We start from the raw sequence: 14,004 nt of genomic DNA on the forward strand, positions 1-14,004 counted from the left end.
GAGGCAGGCGCCTGCGGAACAGGGCCAGGGACAGGGGCAGGGTCAGCGCGTCGTACTCGTGGCGTAGACGCTCCCGGCCCAGGCGGCGATCTGGTCCTCCGTCAGATGCCGGGCCAGGTCGGCCTCGCTGATCATGCCGACGAGGCGCTTGTTCTCGATGACGGGCAGCCGGCGGATCTGGTGGCCCTGCATCTCCTGGAGCACTTCGCTGACATCGGCGCCCGAGTCGATCCAGCGCGGTGTGCCCTGGGCCATCTCGCCCGCGGTGACCCGTGCCGGGTCGTGGCCCATGGCCACGCAGCCGACGACGATGTCCCGGTCGGTGAGGATGCCGCAGAGCCGTTCGTTCTCGTCGCTGATGGGCAGGGCTCCGACGCCCAGTTCGCGCATCAGCTGGGCGGCGCGGTCAAGGGTTTCGTGGGCGGGGATCCACTGGGCGCCGCGGTGCATGATGTCTCCGGCGGTGGTCATGAAGTACCTCCCGGTGCCGGACGGCCGGCGCGGCGCGGGCGGGCACCGCTAGTCCCGGCGCCCTATATTCTCGCCGCGTAACCCGGCCCGCGCACCCGGAAGCGCACCCGGAAGTACGGGGTCAGACCGAGAAGCCCACGAGTTTCCGCGGGACGACTCGGATGATCACGCGGACCTCGTCGTCCTTCTCGGCGGGCGGGTCGATGCCGAGGTACTTGTGCGAGAGCTCGTAGGGGAGCCGCTTGTCCTCGTCGGGGAGGATCTCGGCGGTGCCGCGGATCTCGACCGAGGTGTAGGGGTTGGCCAGGTCGAAGACGGAGACGCTGATGCGGGGGTCGCGTCGGAGGTTGCGCACCTTCTGGCGTCCTTCGGTGGAGGAGAAGAGCACGGTGTCGCCCTCGCGCTTGATCCAGACCACCGAGTTCTGCGGGGCGCCCTCGGGGCCGAGGGTGGCGACGCTGGCGAAGTTCTTGCCGTCGAGGAGGGTGCGCACGGAGTCGTCGAAGGAGACGGAAGCAGAAGCGGAAGCGGAAGCGGAAACGGAAACGGAAACGGAATCAGTGGACGCGGGATCACTTGAGGAGGTCGCCATGGCACCACAGTAATTAGATGCGCACGCATATAAAAGCGGTTTGCCGGATCCCACTCAGCCCTTCCACGCCGGATGCCGTGGGTCGTCGGCGCGGACCAGGACGTCGGCCGTGGCGGCGGGGGCGGTCTCCTGCTCGTAGCGCTCGTAGGCGGGGAGGGTCCAGTGGTCGGTCTCGGGGGTGCGACGGCGGAGGGCGCCGGGTGAGAGGAGGACGTGGACGGTCAGGTCGAAGGGGAACCAGTGTCGTAGGAGAAGGGGGCCGTGCAGCAACAGGAGGCCGCCTGGCGGGAGTTGGACGCGCGGGCTGCGGGTGGCTCGGTCGGTGGCCGGGTCCCACAGGTCGGGCAGGACACGGCCGTCGCCGCCGGGTTCGAGGGGGCCGAAGACCTCGCGCCACAGGGCGCCGGTGTCGAACCAGCCGTCGTAGTAGGCCTCCACGTCCTGGTGGCCGTACTCCAGACGGAGCGAGGCGGGGCGCAGGAAGCCCTCGGTGCCGACGACCAGGGATGGGCGGCCGCGTATGCGCAGTGCCTCGGCGACGCGCTCCGCGAGGTCTCCGGGGCGGGCTGCCGGGGCGCCGTCGAAGGCGACGCGGGGCCAGGGGCCGCCGTCGGCCGGCTTCAGGTCGAGCAGCCGCTCGGCGATGAGGTCGCCGAGCCGGTCCCAGGTGATCGCTTCGAGTCGCACAAGGCCCATGATGCGTCAGGCCACGGCTTTCGACATGGCATGGGTTCTCGTCGTACCAGGTCCCGTCGGGGGGAATGAACCACCTATGGCACCGTTCGCAACTCCCGCGCCCCTCACCGGGCTTCTCGTCATCCAGCCGATCAAGAAGAGGCACTGCGCCGAGTGCCGGGGCGGGCCGCTCGCCATGCTCGTGATGGAGGACGGTGCGCCGCGGTGTCTCGACTGTGCCGACCTCGGGCATCTGGTGTTCCTGCCGCGCGGCGACACGGCGCTGACGCGAAGGTCGCGGGAGGAAAGCGCGCTGTCGGCGGTGGTCGTGCGGTTCAACCGGCCCAGGGGGCGGTACGAGCGGCAGGGCGTCCTCGTCGAGGAGTCGGGGCTGGTCCGGGCCGAGCAGCGGTGTCTGGCGGACGCGGAGGCGAGGCGTCGCCGGCGGGTGCGGGACGCGGCGCGGCGGGCGGCGTGGGATCTGCGGTTCGCGGAGGCGTTCGCGGCGGAGATCCGGCGGCTGTTTCCGGGGTGCCCGGCCGACCGGGCGTGGGAGATCGCCTCGCATGCCTCGGTGCGGGGCAGTGGGCGGGTGGGGCGGAGCGCGGCGGGGCGTGCGCTGTCCGAGGGGGCCGTGACGTCGGCGGTCGTGGCGTCCGTACGGCATGTGGACACGCGGTACGACCAGTTGTTGATGAGCGGGGTGGCGAGGCACGAGGCGCGGCGGCGGATCGCGGCGGGTGTGGAGAGCGTGTTGCGGGGGTGGCGGGAGGCCGATGCCGGGGTCGGCTGACACCGGTGCGGGGGCCGGAGACGGCCCGGGTGCGGGGGCCGGAGACGGACGGCCCGGGGGTAGGGGCATGCCATGCCTGCGAGCCTGTTCCTGGACGCTCACGTATGCTCCCGCGCCCTTCGGCCATGGTCGCCGCGCTCGCGTCAGGAATTCACTTGTGGTGGCGGACAGTGCCGGGCAGGATCCCGGCCCGATGGGGGAGTTGATGTTGAGATGATCGATGGACCGTACTTCGTGCTGACGGTGCTTGGCGTGCTCGGGACCGGGCTGGTGGCCGGGGTCTTCTGCGCCTTCTCCACCTTCGTGATGCGGGGGCTCGCCGCGCTGCCGCCCGCGCAGGGTGTCGCGGCGATGAGTGCGATCAACGTGACCGCGCTGACGCCGGCCTTCATGCTCGTGTTCCTCGGGACGGCGGTGCTGTGCGCGGTGCTCGCGGTGGTGACGTTCGTGCTGTTTCCGGACGAGGGGACGGTGGAGTTGCTGCTGGGTAGCGCGCTGTATCTGTTCGGCTCGTTCGGGGTGACGATGGTCGCGAACGTCCCGCGCAACGAGAATCTGGTGAAGATGGACCCGGGCACGCCGGAGGCCGCCGCGTACTGGCCGACGTATGTGCGGGAGTGGACGCAGTGGAACCACGTCCGCATGGTCGCCTCGGCCGCCGCCTCGGTGGCGTATGTACTGGCCCTGACCTGACCGTCCGGGACCTGCGCGAGTGGCCGATGGGACGTATCGTGGCCGGAAGAGTGCCGCCCGATGACGCACGGCCTGTCGCATGCGGACGCAAGGAAGACGGCCATGGCCGATCCCAAGGGTTTCATGACCACGCCCCGCCAGGAGTGGCCCCGCAGACCTGTGGCTGAGCGGGTGCGGGACTGGGACGAGGTGTACGTCCCCGGGGCACTGTTGCCCATCATCAACAAGCAGGCCGACCGCTGTATGGACTGCGGTGTCCCGTTCTGCCACGACGCCTGTCCGCTCGGCAATCTGATCCCCGAGTGGAACGACCTGGTCTCGCGGGACGACTGGCGGGCGGCGGCCGACCGGTTGCACGCCACGAACAACTTCCCCGAGTTCACGGGCCGGTTGTGTCCGGCGCCGTGCGAGGCGGGCTGTGTGCTCGCGATCAACCAGCCCGCGGTCACCATCAAGAACGTCGAGGTGGCCATCGCCGACCGGGCCTGGGCGGACGGGTTCACACCCCCACGGCCGCCCGACCGGCTGTCCGGGCGGACCGTCGCGGTGATCGGCTCCGGGCCCACCGGGCTCGCCGCGGCACAGCAGTTGACCCGGGCGGGGCACACGGTCGCCGTGTACGAGAAGGACGACCGGCTCGGCGGGCTGATGCGGTACGGAATCCCCGCGTTCAAGATGGAGAAGCGGCATCTGGAGCGGCGGCTGGACCAGATGCGGGCCGAGGGAACCAAGTTCCGTACGTCCACGGCGGTCGGCCGGGACATCCGCGCCGCCGAACTGCGCTCGCGCTACGACGCCGTGGTGGTCGCCACCGGCGCGACGGCGTGGCGTGAACTGCCCGTGCCCGGGCGCGAGTTGACCGGCATCCATCAGGCGATGGAGTACCTGCCGCTGGCCGACCGGGTGTGCGAGGGGGACCTGGAGGTCTCCCCCATGTCCGCCGCCGGCAAGCATGTCGTCATCGTGGGCGGCGGTGACACGGGGGCGGACTGTCTGGGCACCGCGGTGCGTGAAGGAGCCGCGTCCGTCACGCAGTTGGACATCTACGCGCTGCCCGGCGCCGACCGCGACGAGGACACGGAGCCCTGGCCGACGTACCCGAAGGTCTACCGGCTGTCCGCCGCGCACGAGGAGGCCCGCGACCTGGAGACGGCGCCCGCCGCCGACGCGGACGCACGCCTGTTCGCGGCCTCGACCCTGCGCTTCACCGGCGACGCGGACGGGCATGTGCGCTCGCTGCATCTCGTCGAGGTCGACACGGAGCGCCGCCCACTCCCCGGCACCGGGCGGGCACTCCCCGCCGACCTCGTACTGCTCGCCCTCGGCTTCTCCGGGCCGGACCGGGAGGACGGGCTCATCGACCAGCTGGGGCTGGCGCTGGAGCCACGCGGCACGATCACCCGGGACGCCGACTTCGCGACCAGCGCACGGGGCGTGTTCGCGGCCGGGGACGCCGCGCGCGGACAGTCGCTGATCGTGTGGGCGATCGCGGAGGGGCGAGCGGTGGCGGCGGCCGTCGACCGCTACCTGACGGGGAGTTCGCGACTCCCGTCGCCGATCGGTCCGTACGACCGCCCCATGGCCGTATGACCCACGCCGAACCGGCTACCCAACGCCGCTCGTCCGTCCCCGCCACCTTCCCCCTCGCCAGGGCCACCCGGTTCCAGGTGTTGATCGTGAGGACCTGGGCGTAGACGTCGTCCGGGACGCCTCCGTCGGCCACCAGCGTGATCGCTTCCGTCAGGGGCGAGGGCCGCCTGCCCCTTACTCATTGGAGGCGGGCGGCCTCGCACCGCATAGGGAAGACTGGCTGTCGTGTGCATGCCCATGGCGGAATCATGGGTCAATTCAGCGGAGCGCATCGGCGCCGACCTGCATCTGGAGCTGTCCGGGACGGGCGGGCGGCGCGCCGCGCTCATCCGCGCCCTGCGCGAGGCCGTGCGCGGCGGGCGGCTCGCTCCGGGCACCCGGCTGCCGCCTTACCGCTCGCTCGCCGCCGACCTGGGCGTGGCCCGCAACACGGTGGCCGACGCGTACGCGGAGCTGGTCGCGGAGGGCTGGCTCACCGCGCGCCAGGGTTCGGGGACCCGGGTGGCGGTGGGGGTACCTCCCACGCCCTTAAGGCAGTGGGGGAGGGCCGAGCCCCTGCGACACGCCGCGCGAGCGCCCGTAAAGGCACCTCCACGCGCGCGTGGGCCTCGGCACGACCTGCGGCAGGGCACTCCGGACGCGTCGGCGTTCCCGCGCGCGGCCTGGGCGGCCTCATATCGGCGGGCCCTTCAGCGGGCGCCCGACGAGGTGTTCGGGCCCGGCGATCCGGCCGGCCGCGTCGAGCTACGCGAGGCACTCGCCGAATACCTCGCGCGCGCGTGGCGTGCGCACCGAGCCGGGCCGGATCGTCATCTGCTCCGGCTTCGCGCACGCCCTGCGGCTGCTCTTCGGAGGCGGTGTGCTGCGCGGCCCGCTGGCCGTGGAGGCGTACGGGCTGGGCTTCCACCGGGGGCTACTGACGGAGGCCGGCGCGCGGACCGTACCCCAACTGCTCGACGAACACGGGGCGCACGTAGACCGGTTGGGGCGCGAGCGGGGCGTACTGCTCACGCCGGCGCACCAGTTCCCGACCGGCGGACCGCCGTGATCGACTGACACATCGGCTCGGTCAGCAAGAGCCTGTCGCCCGCGCTGCGGCTGGGGTGGATGGTCCTCCCCGAGCGGTACGTCGACGACGTGCTCGCGGTCAAGGGCGAGCGCGAGGGATGGGCGAGCGTCCTGGATCAGCTGAGCCTCGCCGACTTCGTGGACTGCGGATCCTACGACCGTCACGTACGGCGCATGCGGCAGCGTTACCGGCGCCGCCGTGACCGTCTCGTCGCGGTGCTGCGGCTGCCGCCCGGCACCGAGCGGTCCACGGTCAAGGCGGCCGCCTGGCAGGGCATCGCCCTGGACGGGCTCGCCGAGTTCCGGCCCCCGGAGACGGACATGAGCGCGCCCGACGGACTCGTCGTCGGGTACGCGACGCCCTCGGAAGCCGCGTACGGCGCGGCAGTGGACGCGTTGTGCGGGGTGCTGCCGCCAGGCTGAACGCCGTACGAACAGCCGAGTCGTATCAGGGACGAATCCGGGCTGAATCCGAGCCGTATCCGGGGCGAATCGCATCTGGCCGGAATATGACCACTACCTGACATGTTGGACAACAGAAGTGGGATCCTTGATCCCAGGAGACGTGTCACTGCCGTAACCGGACCCCGGTCTCGGTCCCGGTGGCGATTCGTCCCATCCTTCGTTCCGCCGTCAGGCGCAGGGCCACCCCAGCGCGTCCCCCCTGTTGGCGGCCGGTCCTGGAGGGTGCACGATGACGACGCTCGACGAACGTTACGGAGAAGGCGCTCGCGACGGGGACGGGCCCCGGGGCGAGGTCGCCCCCGGCCCGGTCCAGGCTCCCGGCCCGACCGCGGTCCCGCTGGAGCAGCCCACCGCCGCACTCCCCCGACTCGCCGGTTCCAAGGCCGCCAACCTCGCGCTCGCGGCCCGTGCGGGACTGCCCGTGCTCCCCGGATTCGTGATCCCCCTCGGAGGGGCCGACGACCCGATCGCCCTCCGACAGGCCTGGCGGGACCTCTCCGACGGCGGTGCGCGTCCGCTAGTCGTGCGGTCCTCGTCGCCGCAGGAGGACACTCAGGGGTCCTCCTTGGCGGGCCAGTTCGACTCCGTGCTCGATGTGCGCGGCTGGCGCGGCTTCCTCGCGGCCGTAGGGACCGTGCGCGAGTCGGCGCACCGGCCCGACGGGTCCACGGCGCCCATGGCGGTGCTCGTCCAGCCGATGCTGGCGGCGCGGGTCGGCGGGGTGGTGTTCGGCGCCGATCCCGTCGAGGGGCGGGCCGACCGGATGCTGGTGAGCGCGGTGCGCGGCGGCCCCGACAGCCTGGTCAGCGGCGAGCAGACCGGCACCAGCCACTGGCTCAGCGCGCGCGGGCGAGTCCTGCGCACGGAGCCTGCGGACGCCGACTCGCCGCTCACCCGCGCCGAACTGTTCCGGCTGGCGCGTCTCGCGCGGCGGGCCCGGCAGGTGTTCGGCGGGCCGCAGGACATCGAGTTCGGGTTCGACGAGGACGGGCGGCTGTGGCTGTTCCAGAGCCGCCCGATCACGGCGATGGCGGCACGGCCGGTGCGCGGGGCACGGCTGCTCGGGCCCGGTCCCGTCGCGGAGACCCTGCCGGGGCAGCTGGGGCCGCTGGAGGAGGACCTGTGGGTTGCGCCCATGGCCCGTGGTCTCGCCGCCGCGCTCGACATCGGGGGCAGCGCGCCGCGCCGGCTGCTGCGGAGGACACCGCTGGTCAGGACGGTCGGCGGACGGGCCGCGGCCGATCTGCGCCTGCTGGGCGCCGTCCCGCCGAAACACCCGTGGCTCGCGCTGCTCAATCCGGCACCGGGGGCGCGCAGACTCGCCTCGGCCTGGCGGGTGGGCCGCCTCACCTCGGCATTGCCCGGCCTGGCGACGGATCTCGTGGCCGACGTGGACCGCAGGCTGGCCGAGACCCCGGCACCCGCCAGGCTGCCCGGCCCCGACCTCTCCGCCACGCTCCGCTGGACCCGCGTGGTCCTGGTCTCCCTGCACGCCCAGGAGACCCTCATAGGCGCCCTCGTACGCGAAACGTCCAAGGGCCGTACGGCCGCGGGCGCGGCCCTGACCGCCCTGGCCGCGGCACGCGCGCGAGGCGTACCGGACGACCAGGTGCCGGTGACGGACCCGGTGGTGCTGGCCCTGACGGCGCCTAGTCTGCGGGGGCAGGTGCGGCTGCCGGGTGGGGCGGACACAGGGGGCGCGCGAGGTGTCGGCTCTGTGGCAGCCGACATCGGTGGGACGGCGACCCTCGCGACAGCCGGAACCATCCGCGGCAGAACCACATCGACCCGCCAACCCCCCGCACCCCCCTTCCTCTCCCCCCGCGAATCCCTCCGCCTCCGCATCCGCTGGGTGCAGGAGCTCCAGGTGCGGCTCGTGCGGGAGGCGGCGTGGCGGCTGGGCCTGGACGTGGAGCGGGTCGGGCTGTTGCGCTGGCGGGAGCTGGCCGCCGTACTGGAGGGCGGGGCGCTGCCCGCCGACCTCGACTCACGAGTGCCGCGGCCCGAGTCGCCCCCGTTGCCGGACGCGTTCCGGCTCGCGGACGGTGGAGTCGTCGTCGCCGAGCGCACCGCCGGCAGCGAGGGCGGGCAGGGGGTTTCCGGAGGGCGTGCGGTCGGGACGGTCTGGGACGGGACAGGTGTCCGGCCGTCGGACGCGGTGCTCGTCGTGCGCACCCTCGACCCCGGGCTCGCCCCGCTGCTGCCCGGCCTGGCGGGCCTGGTCGCACAGACCGGCAGCCCCTTGTCCCATCTGGCCGTGCTGGCACGGGAGTTCGGGCTGCCCACGGTCGTCGGCGCCACGGACGCCGTACGCCGCTTCCCCGTGGGCTCGCGCCTCACCGTCGACGGGACCACCGGCGACGTACGCGCCGAGGAGGGGCCATGAGACGGGTCGCGTTCTTCTTCGGAGCCCTGGCCGCCGCCGGCGCGGGGACCTACCTGATCGTCTACCTGTACCGGTGGCAGTGGCAGCGGGCGATCATCTGCGGGGTGCTGCTGCTGGTCGTCGAGGTGATGCTGCTCGGCATCGTGATGCTGGGGCGGCTCACCCGGATCGAGGAACGGCTGCGCGACACCGACCGGCGGCAGCGGGAGCTGAACGCGCGGCAGGAGGACGTGCTGGCCCGGCTGCGCACCGCGCCCGAGCCCGAGGGCGGCGGCGGGTTCCGCTGGCTGGAGGACCCGGCGGAACGGACGTACGTCTTCGTGCCGGTCCTCATGTTCACCGGGGTGCTGCTGTCCGGGCTCGCCTGGGCGGTGCAGCGGATCGCGACGGCGACGGCCCGCCCCGCCGAGCGGCGGCTGGCCGGGCGCGCGGCCGTCCTGGCCGCGCCCGACCCGGCCCTCGACGACGATCTGGAGGACCTGCCGCCGCCGGGCACCCGGCGTCCCCAGGGCGGCACCGCGCGCGTGGTCACGGTCGCCGTGGTCGGCGCCGCCCTGCTCGCCGCGCTCGTCGTCGCCCTCGCCGATCTCACCCAGACCCGGGAGGAGCACGAGAACACCCGCGAGGCGACCTCCGTGCTGTTCCAGGTCGACACGCGAGGCACGGACATGACACCGCAGCGGCGTTCCCTCGCCGCGCAACAGGTCTGGGAGCGGTGCCGGGACTCCACGTCCGTGCCGCTGAACCACGCCACCCTCGGTGACCTCGGCGACGGTCTGTTCGCCGGAGCGGTGCGTCCCGCGCTCGCCGAGCACGACCGGATGCGGCTGCGGGGCTGCCTGGAGGACGCCACCCTCGACCGCGCCCACCTCACAGTGGTCGGCATCGGGGACGCCGACGAGGACTGAAACATGACAAATGAGACATAACGCACATCTATGGCCATAGCTCACAGATGATCACGGGCCCCGGGTTACGATGCGAAAGCGCCCTCGTCCCCTAGTCCCCCGGGTCGCCCCACATGGCCGTTCTCACCGCCACCCTGCCCCGCCCTGCCCTCCCCAAGCGCCCGCTCCATCGGCGCGGTCTGCGGATCCTCCTCGCCCTCACGGTCGGCTACGTCGTCCTCTGGGCCACCGGCGCGCTGGGCATCCTCGCCGTGTCGTACTGGGTGCGCGAGGAGACCCCCGCGCCCGCCGGAACCCGCACCGTCCAGGGCGTCCACAACTTCCAGCCGGTGGACACCGAGGGACGGCTGTGGCGTGGCGCCGCCCCCTCCCCCGCCGGATACCGGGCGCTGGCCGGCATGGGCTTCACCACGGTCGTCGACCTGCGCGCCGAGGACCTGAGCGCGGCCCAGCTCGCCGAACCCGGCGAGGCCGGCCTGAACGTCGTACATCTGGCCATCCGCGACGGGCAGACGCCCAAGCCCGAGCAGGTGCGGCGTCTTCTCGACATCGTCGCCCACGCGTCCGGACCGGTGTTCGTCCACTGCGGCGCGGGCGTCGGCCGTACGGGAACGATGGCGGCCGCCTACCTGGTGCAGACCGGCGAGGAGTCGTCCGCGCAGGCGGTCCGGCGCAACCTCGCGGTCGGACCGCCGTCGATCGAGCAGATCTACTACGGGATGAACCTCAGCACCACCAAGGCGGAGCAGCCCCCGCTCGCGGTGGTGGCCGTCAGCCGCGTGGTGGACGCGCCACGACGCATGCTGTCCTGGCTGTGAGCCGAGCCCCGGCGAACCCGGCCCTACGGCTCTACGGCCCTACGGCTTGCGCCCCACCGCCCCATACCCCGGAATGACCCCGTCGTCCTGACCGGGGACCGGCTCGCCCAGCTCCGGATGCCACTTGTCGACCACCGCGACGCCGGGCTCGACCAGGTCGAGGCCGTCGAAGAAGCGGGCGAACTCCTCGCGTGAGCGCAGGGCCAGGGTGACGCCGACCGCCTTGAGCTTGGCGATCGCCGCCGCCGACTCCTCCGGGCTGAAGTCGGCGCTGGCGTGGGTCATCATCAGGTAGCTGCCGGAGGGCAGTTCGGACAGCAGCCGGGCCACCAGCTCGTGCGCGCCGTCCTCGTCGGAGACGAAGTGCAGCAGCGCGACGAGGGAGAGCGCCACGGGCCGGCTGAAGTCCAGGATCTCCTTGGCGCCCTCGATGATGGCGCCGGGCTCCCGCACGTCGGCCTGCAGATACTCGGTCACACCCTCGGGCGTGCCGCGCAGCAGGGCCGCCGCGTGGGCCAGCACGATCGGGTCGTTGTCGCAGTAGACGACGCGCGACTCGGGTGCGATCCCCTGGGCGATCTGGTGCAGGTTGGGCTCGGTCGGGATACCGGTGCCGATGTCCAGGAACTGCCGTACGCCGTTCTCGGCGAGCCAACGGGTGGCCCGGTGCATGAAGGCGCGGTTGACCCGCGCCATCACCGGCACGCGCGGGTCGAGGGCGAGCATCTGGAGACCCATCTGCTCGTCCACGGGGTAATTGTCCTTGCCGCCGAGATACCAGTCGTACATCCGCGCGGGATGCGGCTTGCTGGTGTCGATCTCGACGGGGTGCTGCCCGGTCATCTCGGACTCCATAAGGCTCTGGCGCAGTCAGTGATCATCTTCAACTTAATGCCAAGGTAAGGGAATTGACGGAACATCAAAGGATCGGAAACAAGCCCTACGACAACAGGAAGTCGGCCGCTCCCGCCTTCGCGCCCTCGATGAAGGCCGTCATCTCGTCGCTGGTGTAGATCAGGGCCGGACCGTCCGGGTCGGTGGACTGGCGGACGGCGATCCGGCCGTCGGCGAGCTTCATGGCCTCCAGGCAGTTGCCACCGTTGCCGCCGCTCCACGGCTTGTGCCAGCCTTCGCTGCCCAGTTCCCGCGCGGGCATTCCGTTGTAGACGGGTATGCGCGGCTTGATGCGATTCATTCACAACTCCTTGCGGAGATCCCGGAGGATCTCCTTCGTGCGATGTGCTGTAGCGGCTTGCGCCGCCATGCGGTCCATGACCTCGAGGTGGGTCGCCACCTCTGGACGCGCGTCGAGATAGACGGCGCCGGTCAGGTACTCGCTGTAGACCATGTCCGGGAGTTCTGACATGGCAAATCGGAAAAGCACGAAGGGCCCGTACGTGCCCGGGTGCGGCCCCGAGGAGAACGGGGCGACCTGCAGGGTCACGTTGGGCAGCTTCGTGGCTTCGAGCAGTTTGTCGATCTGATCACGCATCACCTCCGGGCCGCCGACGGGGCGGCACAGCACGGTCTCGTCCATCACGACCCACAGCCGGGGCGCGCCCTGACGGGTGAGCAGATCCTGGCGTTGCATGCGCAGGGCGACATGGCGCTCGATGTCCGCGGGCTGGGTCTGCCCGATGGCACCCGAGCGCAGCACCCCACGCGCGTAGTCCTCGGTCTGGAGCAGCCCGGGGACGAAGTGGGGCTCGTACTGGCGGATGAGACTGGCCGCGCCCTCCAGGCTGACGTGCATCGAGAACCAGCCGGGCAGGACGTCGTGGAACCGCTGCCACCAGCCGGGTTTGTTGGCGTCCTCGGCCAGTTGGACGAAGGCCTCGGCCTCCTCGTCGGTAACTCCGTAGGACTTCAGCAGCAGTTGGAGGTACGGGATCTTGAGCGAGACCTCCGCCATCTCCATACGGCGGACGGTGGCGGGGGCGACACGGAGGATGCGGGCGGCCTCCTCACGCTTGAGGCCGGCACGCTCCCGCAGGTCCAGCAGGCGTCGGCCGAGGACGACCTGGCCGACCGTCGGCGCGGACCGCGGTTCGCTCACACCCCACCTCCACGAACTCTACGAAGCACGAACTCTACGAAGCCCCATGAAGCGCCCAAGCTCCACGAAAAGCATGCTGACAGCCGGGCGGCGCCATTCGAAGACCCATTCGAAGATCCCCGCAGATCTTCGCTGATCCCAACTGGCGCCGCTCGACGTGCTGTTGCGAGCAGTGTGCCACGGCAACCCACCGCGTCATATGGCACTCTGCATTTTTCAGAGTGACACTTGCCAAGTGTTCACGGCGGGGCGATAGTGGCAAGCGTGATTCCGTCCGCGCCCTTAGGAACAGACGCCGCCGCAGGCCCTCTCGGTCTCGGTGCCGCCACGGACATCGGCCCTGGCAGGGCCGTTGCCGAGCGCCGGTTCCGCTTCGAGCTGGCCGCACATCCGGGTTCGCCCGCACAGGCGAGACGCCTGACGCGAGCCCGCCTTGACGGCTGGTCGGTGTGCGCGGACACGTGCGACTCGGCGGTCCTGGTCATATCCGAGCTGGTCACCAACGCCATCGTGCACACAGCGAGCAGCCACATCGTCTGCGAACTGCACGACGGCGACGAACTGGTGCGCATAGCCGTGCGTGACGAGGGCTGCTCCCCGGGCGAGCCACGCCCGTCCGCACAGCGGCCCGAGGAGGAGCACGGGAGGGGATTGCTCCTCGTCGGCGCCCTGTGCCGGGCCTGGGGCGCCCAGGAGCACGGCCCCGGGCTGCTGGTCTGGGCGGAGCTCCCGCGCGAGGCCGAGCGCTCCGCCGAGGAACCCCGCGGCGACCTGGGCTGGGGCGCCCGCCCCAAGCCGGGCCCGCCTGGCGCCCCGGGCGGCGACGACGAGCCCGAGTCGTTTTGGCGGGCGGGCGCCGCCACGTTGTTCCCCCCTCGTGAGCCGGGCCCAGAGCGGGAAATCGCGTGAGCGCGGCTTCTCGGGTCGGTGGCCAGGTGCTCAGTCTGGACACGCTGGTACGTCTGAAGCGCGGGCTGCGTACCCCGGAAGGGCCCCGTCAGCTGCCTGTGCCCGAGGGCATGACGACGCCGCTGGGCTGTGACGCGGTGGCCATGCCGGCTCGCTTCGGTCCACTGCTCCTGCCTCGGCTGCCGCGCGTGGGATGCGTGTACGGCGACGAGGCGCGGTGGTGGTGGATCGTGCCGTCGGACTCCGACTACGCGTTGGAGTGGCCGGCACCGGCGTCCTATGTCACCGGCGCGGTTGTCTCCGACGGTCGGGCGGGGCTTATCCACCGGCCGGATGGCACGCTTCCCTACACCTCGCCTATTCCGCTCTACCTTGCGCTTTGTCGGCTTACGGGGACTGCGCCGGCCTGGTCTCGGCCCATCAGCGCGTAGCGCTCTGCTGGTTGGGCCGGTTATGCGCCGCAGGTCCGGTGGGGGCTTGTCGCGCAGTTCCCCGCGCCCCTTACGTGCGCTGGACCCGACCGGGGTTCACCAGTCCCGCCAAAGCCTCTCCCGTAGCGTGCGCCCGCGCGTTTCTCCTG

At 71.8% G+C, this 14,004-nt stretch carries 14 protein-coding genes and 2 pseudogenes; 9 read left to right on the top strand and 7 right to left on the bottom strand.

Annotation, left to right across the window (positions count from 1 at the left end; genetic code table 11):
• Positions 1-42: 42 nt before the first annotated feature.
• From AC5DRG_RS13375 to AC5DRG_RS13385, 3 genes are all read right to left on the bottom strand, one after another.
• Positions 43-471, bottom strand: a complete 429-nt coding sequence (locus AC5DRG_RS13375; RefSeq protein ID WP_491810507.1) for a CBS domain-containing protein — start codon at positions 469-471, stop codon at positions 43-45.
• 121 nt (positions 472-592) lie between these two features.
• Positions 593-964 carry a PPOX class F420-dependent oxidoreductase gene (locus tag AC5DRG_RS13380; RefSeq protein WP_491810508.1) on the bottom strand — a complete coding sequence of 124 codons (372 nt, stop codon included), beginning with the start codon at positions 962-964 and terminating at the stop codon, positions 593-595.
• 153 nt (positions 965-1,117) lie between these two features.
• A complete protein-coding gene (locus tag AC5DRG_RS13385) occupies positions 1,118-1,759 on the bottom strand; it encodes a nucleoside/nucleotide kinase family protein (protein WP_491810510.1) in 642 nt (213 codons plus the stop codon).
• A gap of 76 nt (positions 1,760-1,835) precedes the next feature.
• Between AC5DRG_RS13385 and AC5DRG_RS13390 the strand changes: the two genes are divergently transcribed.
• The 3 genes from AC5DRG_RS13390 to AC5DRG_RS13400 all read left to right on the top strand — a co-directional run bounded on the left by AC5DRG_RS13390 (position 1,836) and on the right by AC5DRG_RS13400 (position 4,814).
• On the top strand, positions 1,836-2,531 hold the full coding sequence (locus AC5DRG_RS13390) for a DUF2293 domain-containing protein (RefSeq protein ID WP_491810511.1): 696 nt from the start codon (positions 1,836-1,838) through the stop codon (positions 2,529-2,531).
• 213 nt (positions 2,532-2,744) lie between these two features.
• Positions 2,745-3,224 (top strand): anthrone oxygenase family protein, encoded by a 480-nt coding sequence (locus AC5DRG_RS13395; protein ID WP_491810512.1) that lies wholly within the window; start codon positions 2,745-2,747, stop codon positions 3,222-3,224.
• A 102-nt stretch (positions 3,225-3,326) separates the two neighbouring features.
• Positions 3,327-4,814, top strand: a complete 1,488-nt coding sequence (locus AC5DRG_RS13400; protein ID WP_491810514.1) for a glutamate synthase subunit beta — start codon at positions 3,327-3,329, stop codon at positions 4,812-4,814.
• Between the two features lie 22 nt (positions 4,815-4,836).
• Here AC5DRG_RS13400 and AC5DRG_RS13405 read toward each other — a convergent pair.
• Positions 4,837-4,968 (bottom strand): annotated as a pseudogene (locus AC5DRG_RS13405) (carboxymuconolactone decarboxylase family protein); the annotation flags it as partial.
• A gap of 83 nt (positions 4,969-5,051) precedes the next feature.
• On the opposite strand from AC5DRG_RS13405, the pseudogene AC5DRG_RS13410 reads away from it, so the two are divergent.
• From AC5DRG_RS13410 to AC5DRG_RS13425, 4 genes and pseudogenes are all read left to right on the top strand, one after another.
• Positions 5,052-6,305 (top strand): annotated as a pseudogene (locus AC5DRG_RS13410) (aminotransferase-like domain-containing protein).
• 271 nt (positions 6,306-6,576) lie between these two features.
• A complete protein-coding gene (locus AC5DRG_RS13415; protein ID WP_491810516.1) occupies positions 6,577-8,733 on the top strand; it encodes a PEP/pyruvate-binding domain-containing protein in 2,157 nt (718 codons plus the stop codon).
• Positions 8,730-9,641 (top strand): hypothetical protein, encoded by a 912-nt coding sequence (locus AC5DRG_RS13420; protein ID WP_491810517.1) that lies wholly within the window; start codon positions 8,730-8,732, stop codon positions 9,639-9,641. Before AC5DRG_RS13415 ends, AC5DRG_RS13420 begins: the two co-directional genes overlap by 4 nt.
• A 113-nt stretch (positions 9,642-9,754) precedes the next feature.
• Positions 9,755-10,459, top strand: a complete 705-nt coding sequence (locus tag AC5DRG_RS13425) for a protein-tyrosine phosphatase family protein (RefSeq protein WP_491810519.1) — start codon at positions 9,755-9,757, stop codon at positions 10,457-10,459.
• A 39-nt stretch (positions 10,460-10,498) separates the two neighbouring features.
• On the opposite strand, the gene AC5DRG_RS13430 is transcribed toward AC5DRG_RS13425, so the two are convergent.
• From AC5DRG_RS13430 to AC5DRG_RS13440, 3 genes are all read right to left on the bottom strand, one after another.
• Entirely contained in the window at positions 10,499-11,302 is an 804-nt protein-coding gene (locus AC5DRG_RS13430; protein ID WP_491810521.1) for an SAM-dependent methyltransferase, read from the bottom strand.
• 97 nt (positions 11,303-11,399) lie between these two features.
• On the bottom strand, positions 11,400-11,654 hold the full coding sequence (locus AC5DRG_RS13435; RefSeq protein ID WP_491810522.1) for a DUF397 domain-containing protein: 255 nt from the start codon (positions 11,652-11,654) through the stop codon (positions 11,400-11,402).
• A complete protein-coding gene (locus tag AC5DRG_RS13440; protein WP_491810524.1) occupies positions 11,655-12,515 on the bottom strand; it encodes a Sco1979 family transcriptional regulator in 861 nt (286 codons plus the stop codon). It lies immediately after the preceding gene.
• A 255-nt stretch (positions 12,516-12,770) separates the two neighbouring features.
• Between AC5DRG_RS13440 and AC5DRG_RS13445 the strand changes: the two genes are divergently transcribed.
• Entirely contained in the window at positions 12,771-13,424 is a 654-nt protein-coding gene (locus AC5DRG_RS13445) for an ATP-binding protein (RefSeq protein ID WP_491810526.1), read from the top strand.
• Entirely contained in the window at positions 13,421-13,855 is a 435-nt protein-coding gene (locus tag AC5DRG_RS13450; RefSeq protein ID WP_491810528.1) for a hypothetical protein, read from the top strand. Before AC5DRG_RS13445 ends, AC5DRG_RS13450 begins: the two co-directional genes overlap by 4 nt.
• Positions 13,856-14,004: the final 149 nt, after the last annotated feature.

It is taken from the genome of Streptomyces sp. JLBG701, assembly GCF_058544905.1.

What these genes read in the sequence shown, in the direction of transcription:
- AC5DRG_RS13375 (WP_491810507.1), bottom strand. Translation starts at nt 471, where the DNA reads ATGACCACCGCCGGAGACATCATGCACCGCGGCGCCCAGTGGATCCCC.
- AC5DRG_RS13385 (WP_491810510.1), bottom strand. Translation starts at nt 1,759, where the DNA reads ATGGGCCTTGTGCGACTCGAAGCGATCACCTGGGACCGGCTCGGCGAC.
- AC5DRG_RS13390 (WP_491810511.1), top strand. Translation starts at nt 1,836, where the DNA reads ATGGCACCGTTCGCAACTCCCGCGCCCCTCACCGGGCTTCTCGTCATC.
- AC5DRG_RS13395 (WP_491810512.1), top strand. Translation starts at nt 2,745, where the DNA reads ATGATCGATGGACCGTACTTCGTGCTGACGGTGCTTGGCGTGCTCGGG.
- AC5DRG_RS13400 (WP_491810514.1), top strand. Translation starts at nt 3,327, where the DNA reads ATGGCCGATCCCAAGGGTTTCATGACCACGCCCCGCCAGGAGTGGCCC.
- AC5DRG_RS13415 (WP_491810516.1), top strand. Translation starts at nt 6,577, where the DNA reads ATGACGACGCTCGACGAACGTTACGGAGAAGGCGCTCGCGACGGGGAC.
- AC5DRG_RS13420 (WP_491810517.1), top strand. Translation starts at nt 8,730, where the DNA reads ATGAGACGGGTCGCGTTCTTCTTCGGAGCCCTGGCCGCCGCCGGCGCG.
- AC5DRG_RS13425 (WP_491810519.1), top strand. Translation starts at nt 9,755, where the DNA reads ATGGCCGTTCTCACCGCCACCCTGCCCCGCCCTGCCCTCCCCAAGCGC.
- AC5DRG_RS13430 (WP_491810521.1), bottom strand. Translation starts at nt 11,302, where the DNA reads ATGACCGGGCAGCACCCCGTCGAGATCGACACCAGCAAGCCGCATCCC.
- AC5DRG_RS13435 (WP_491810522.1), bottom strand. Translation starts at nt 11,654, where the DNA reads ATGAATCGCATCAAGCCGCGCATACCCGTCTACAACGGAATGCCCGCG.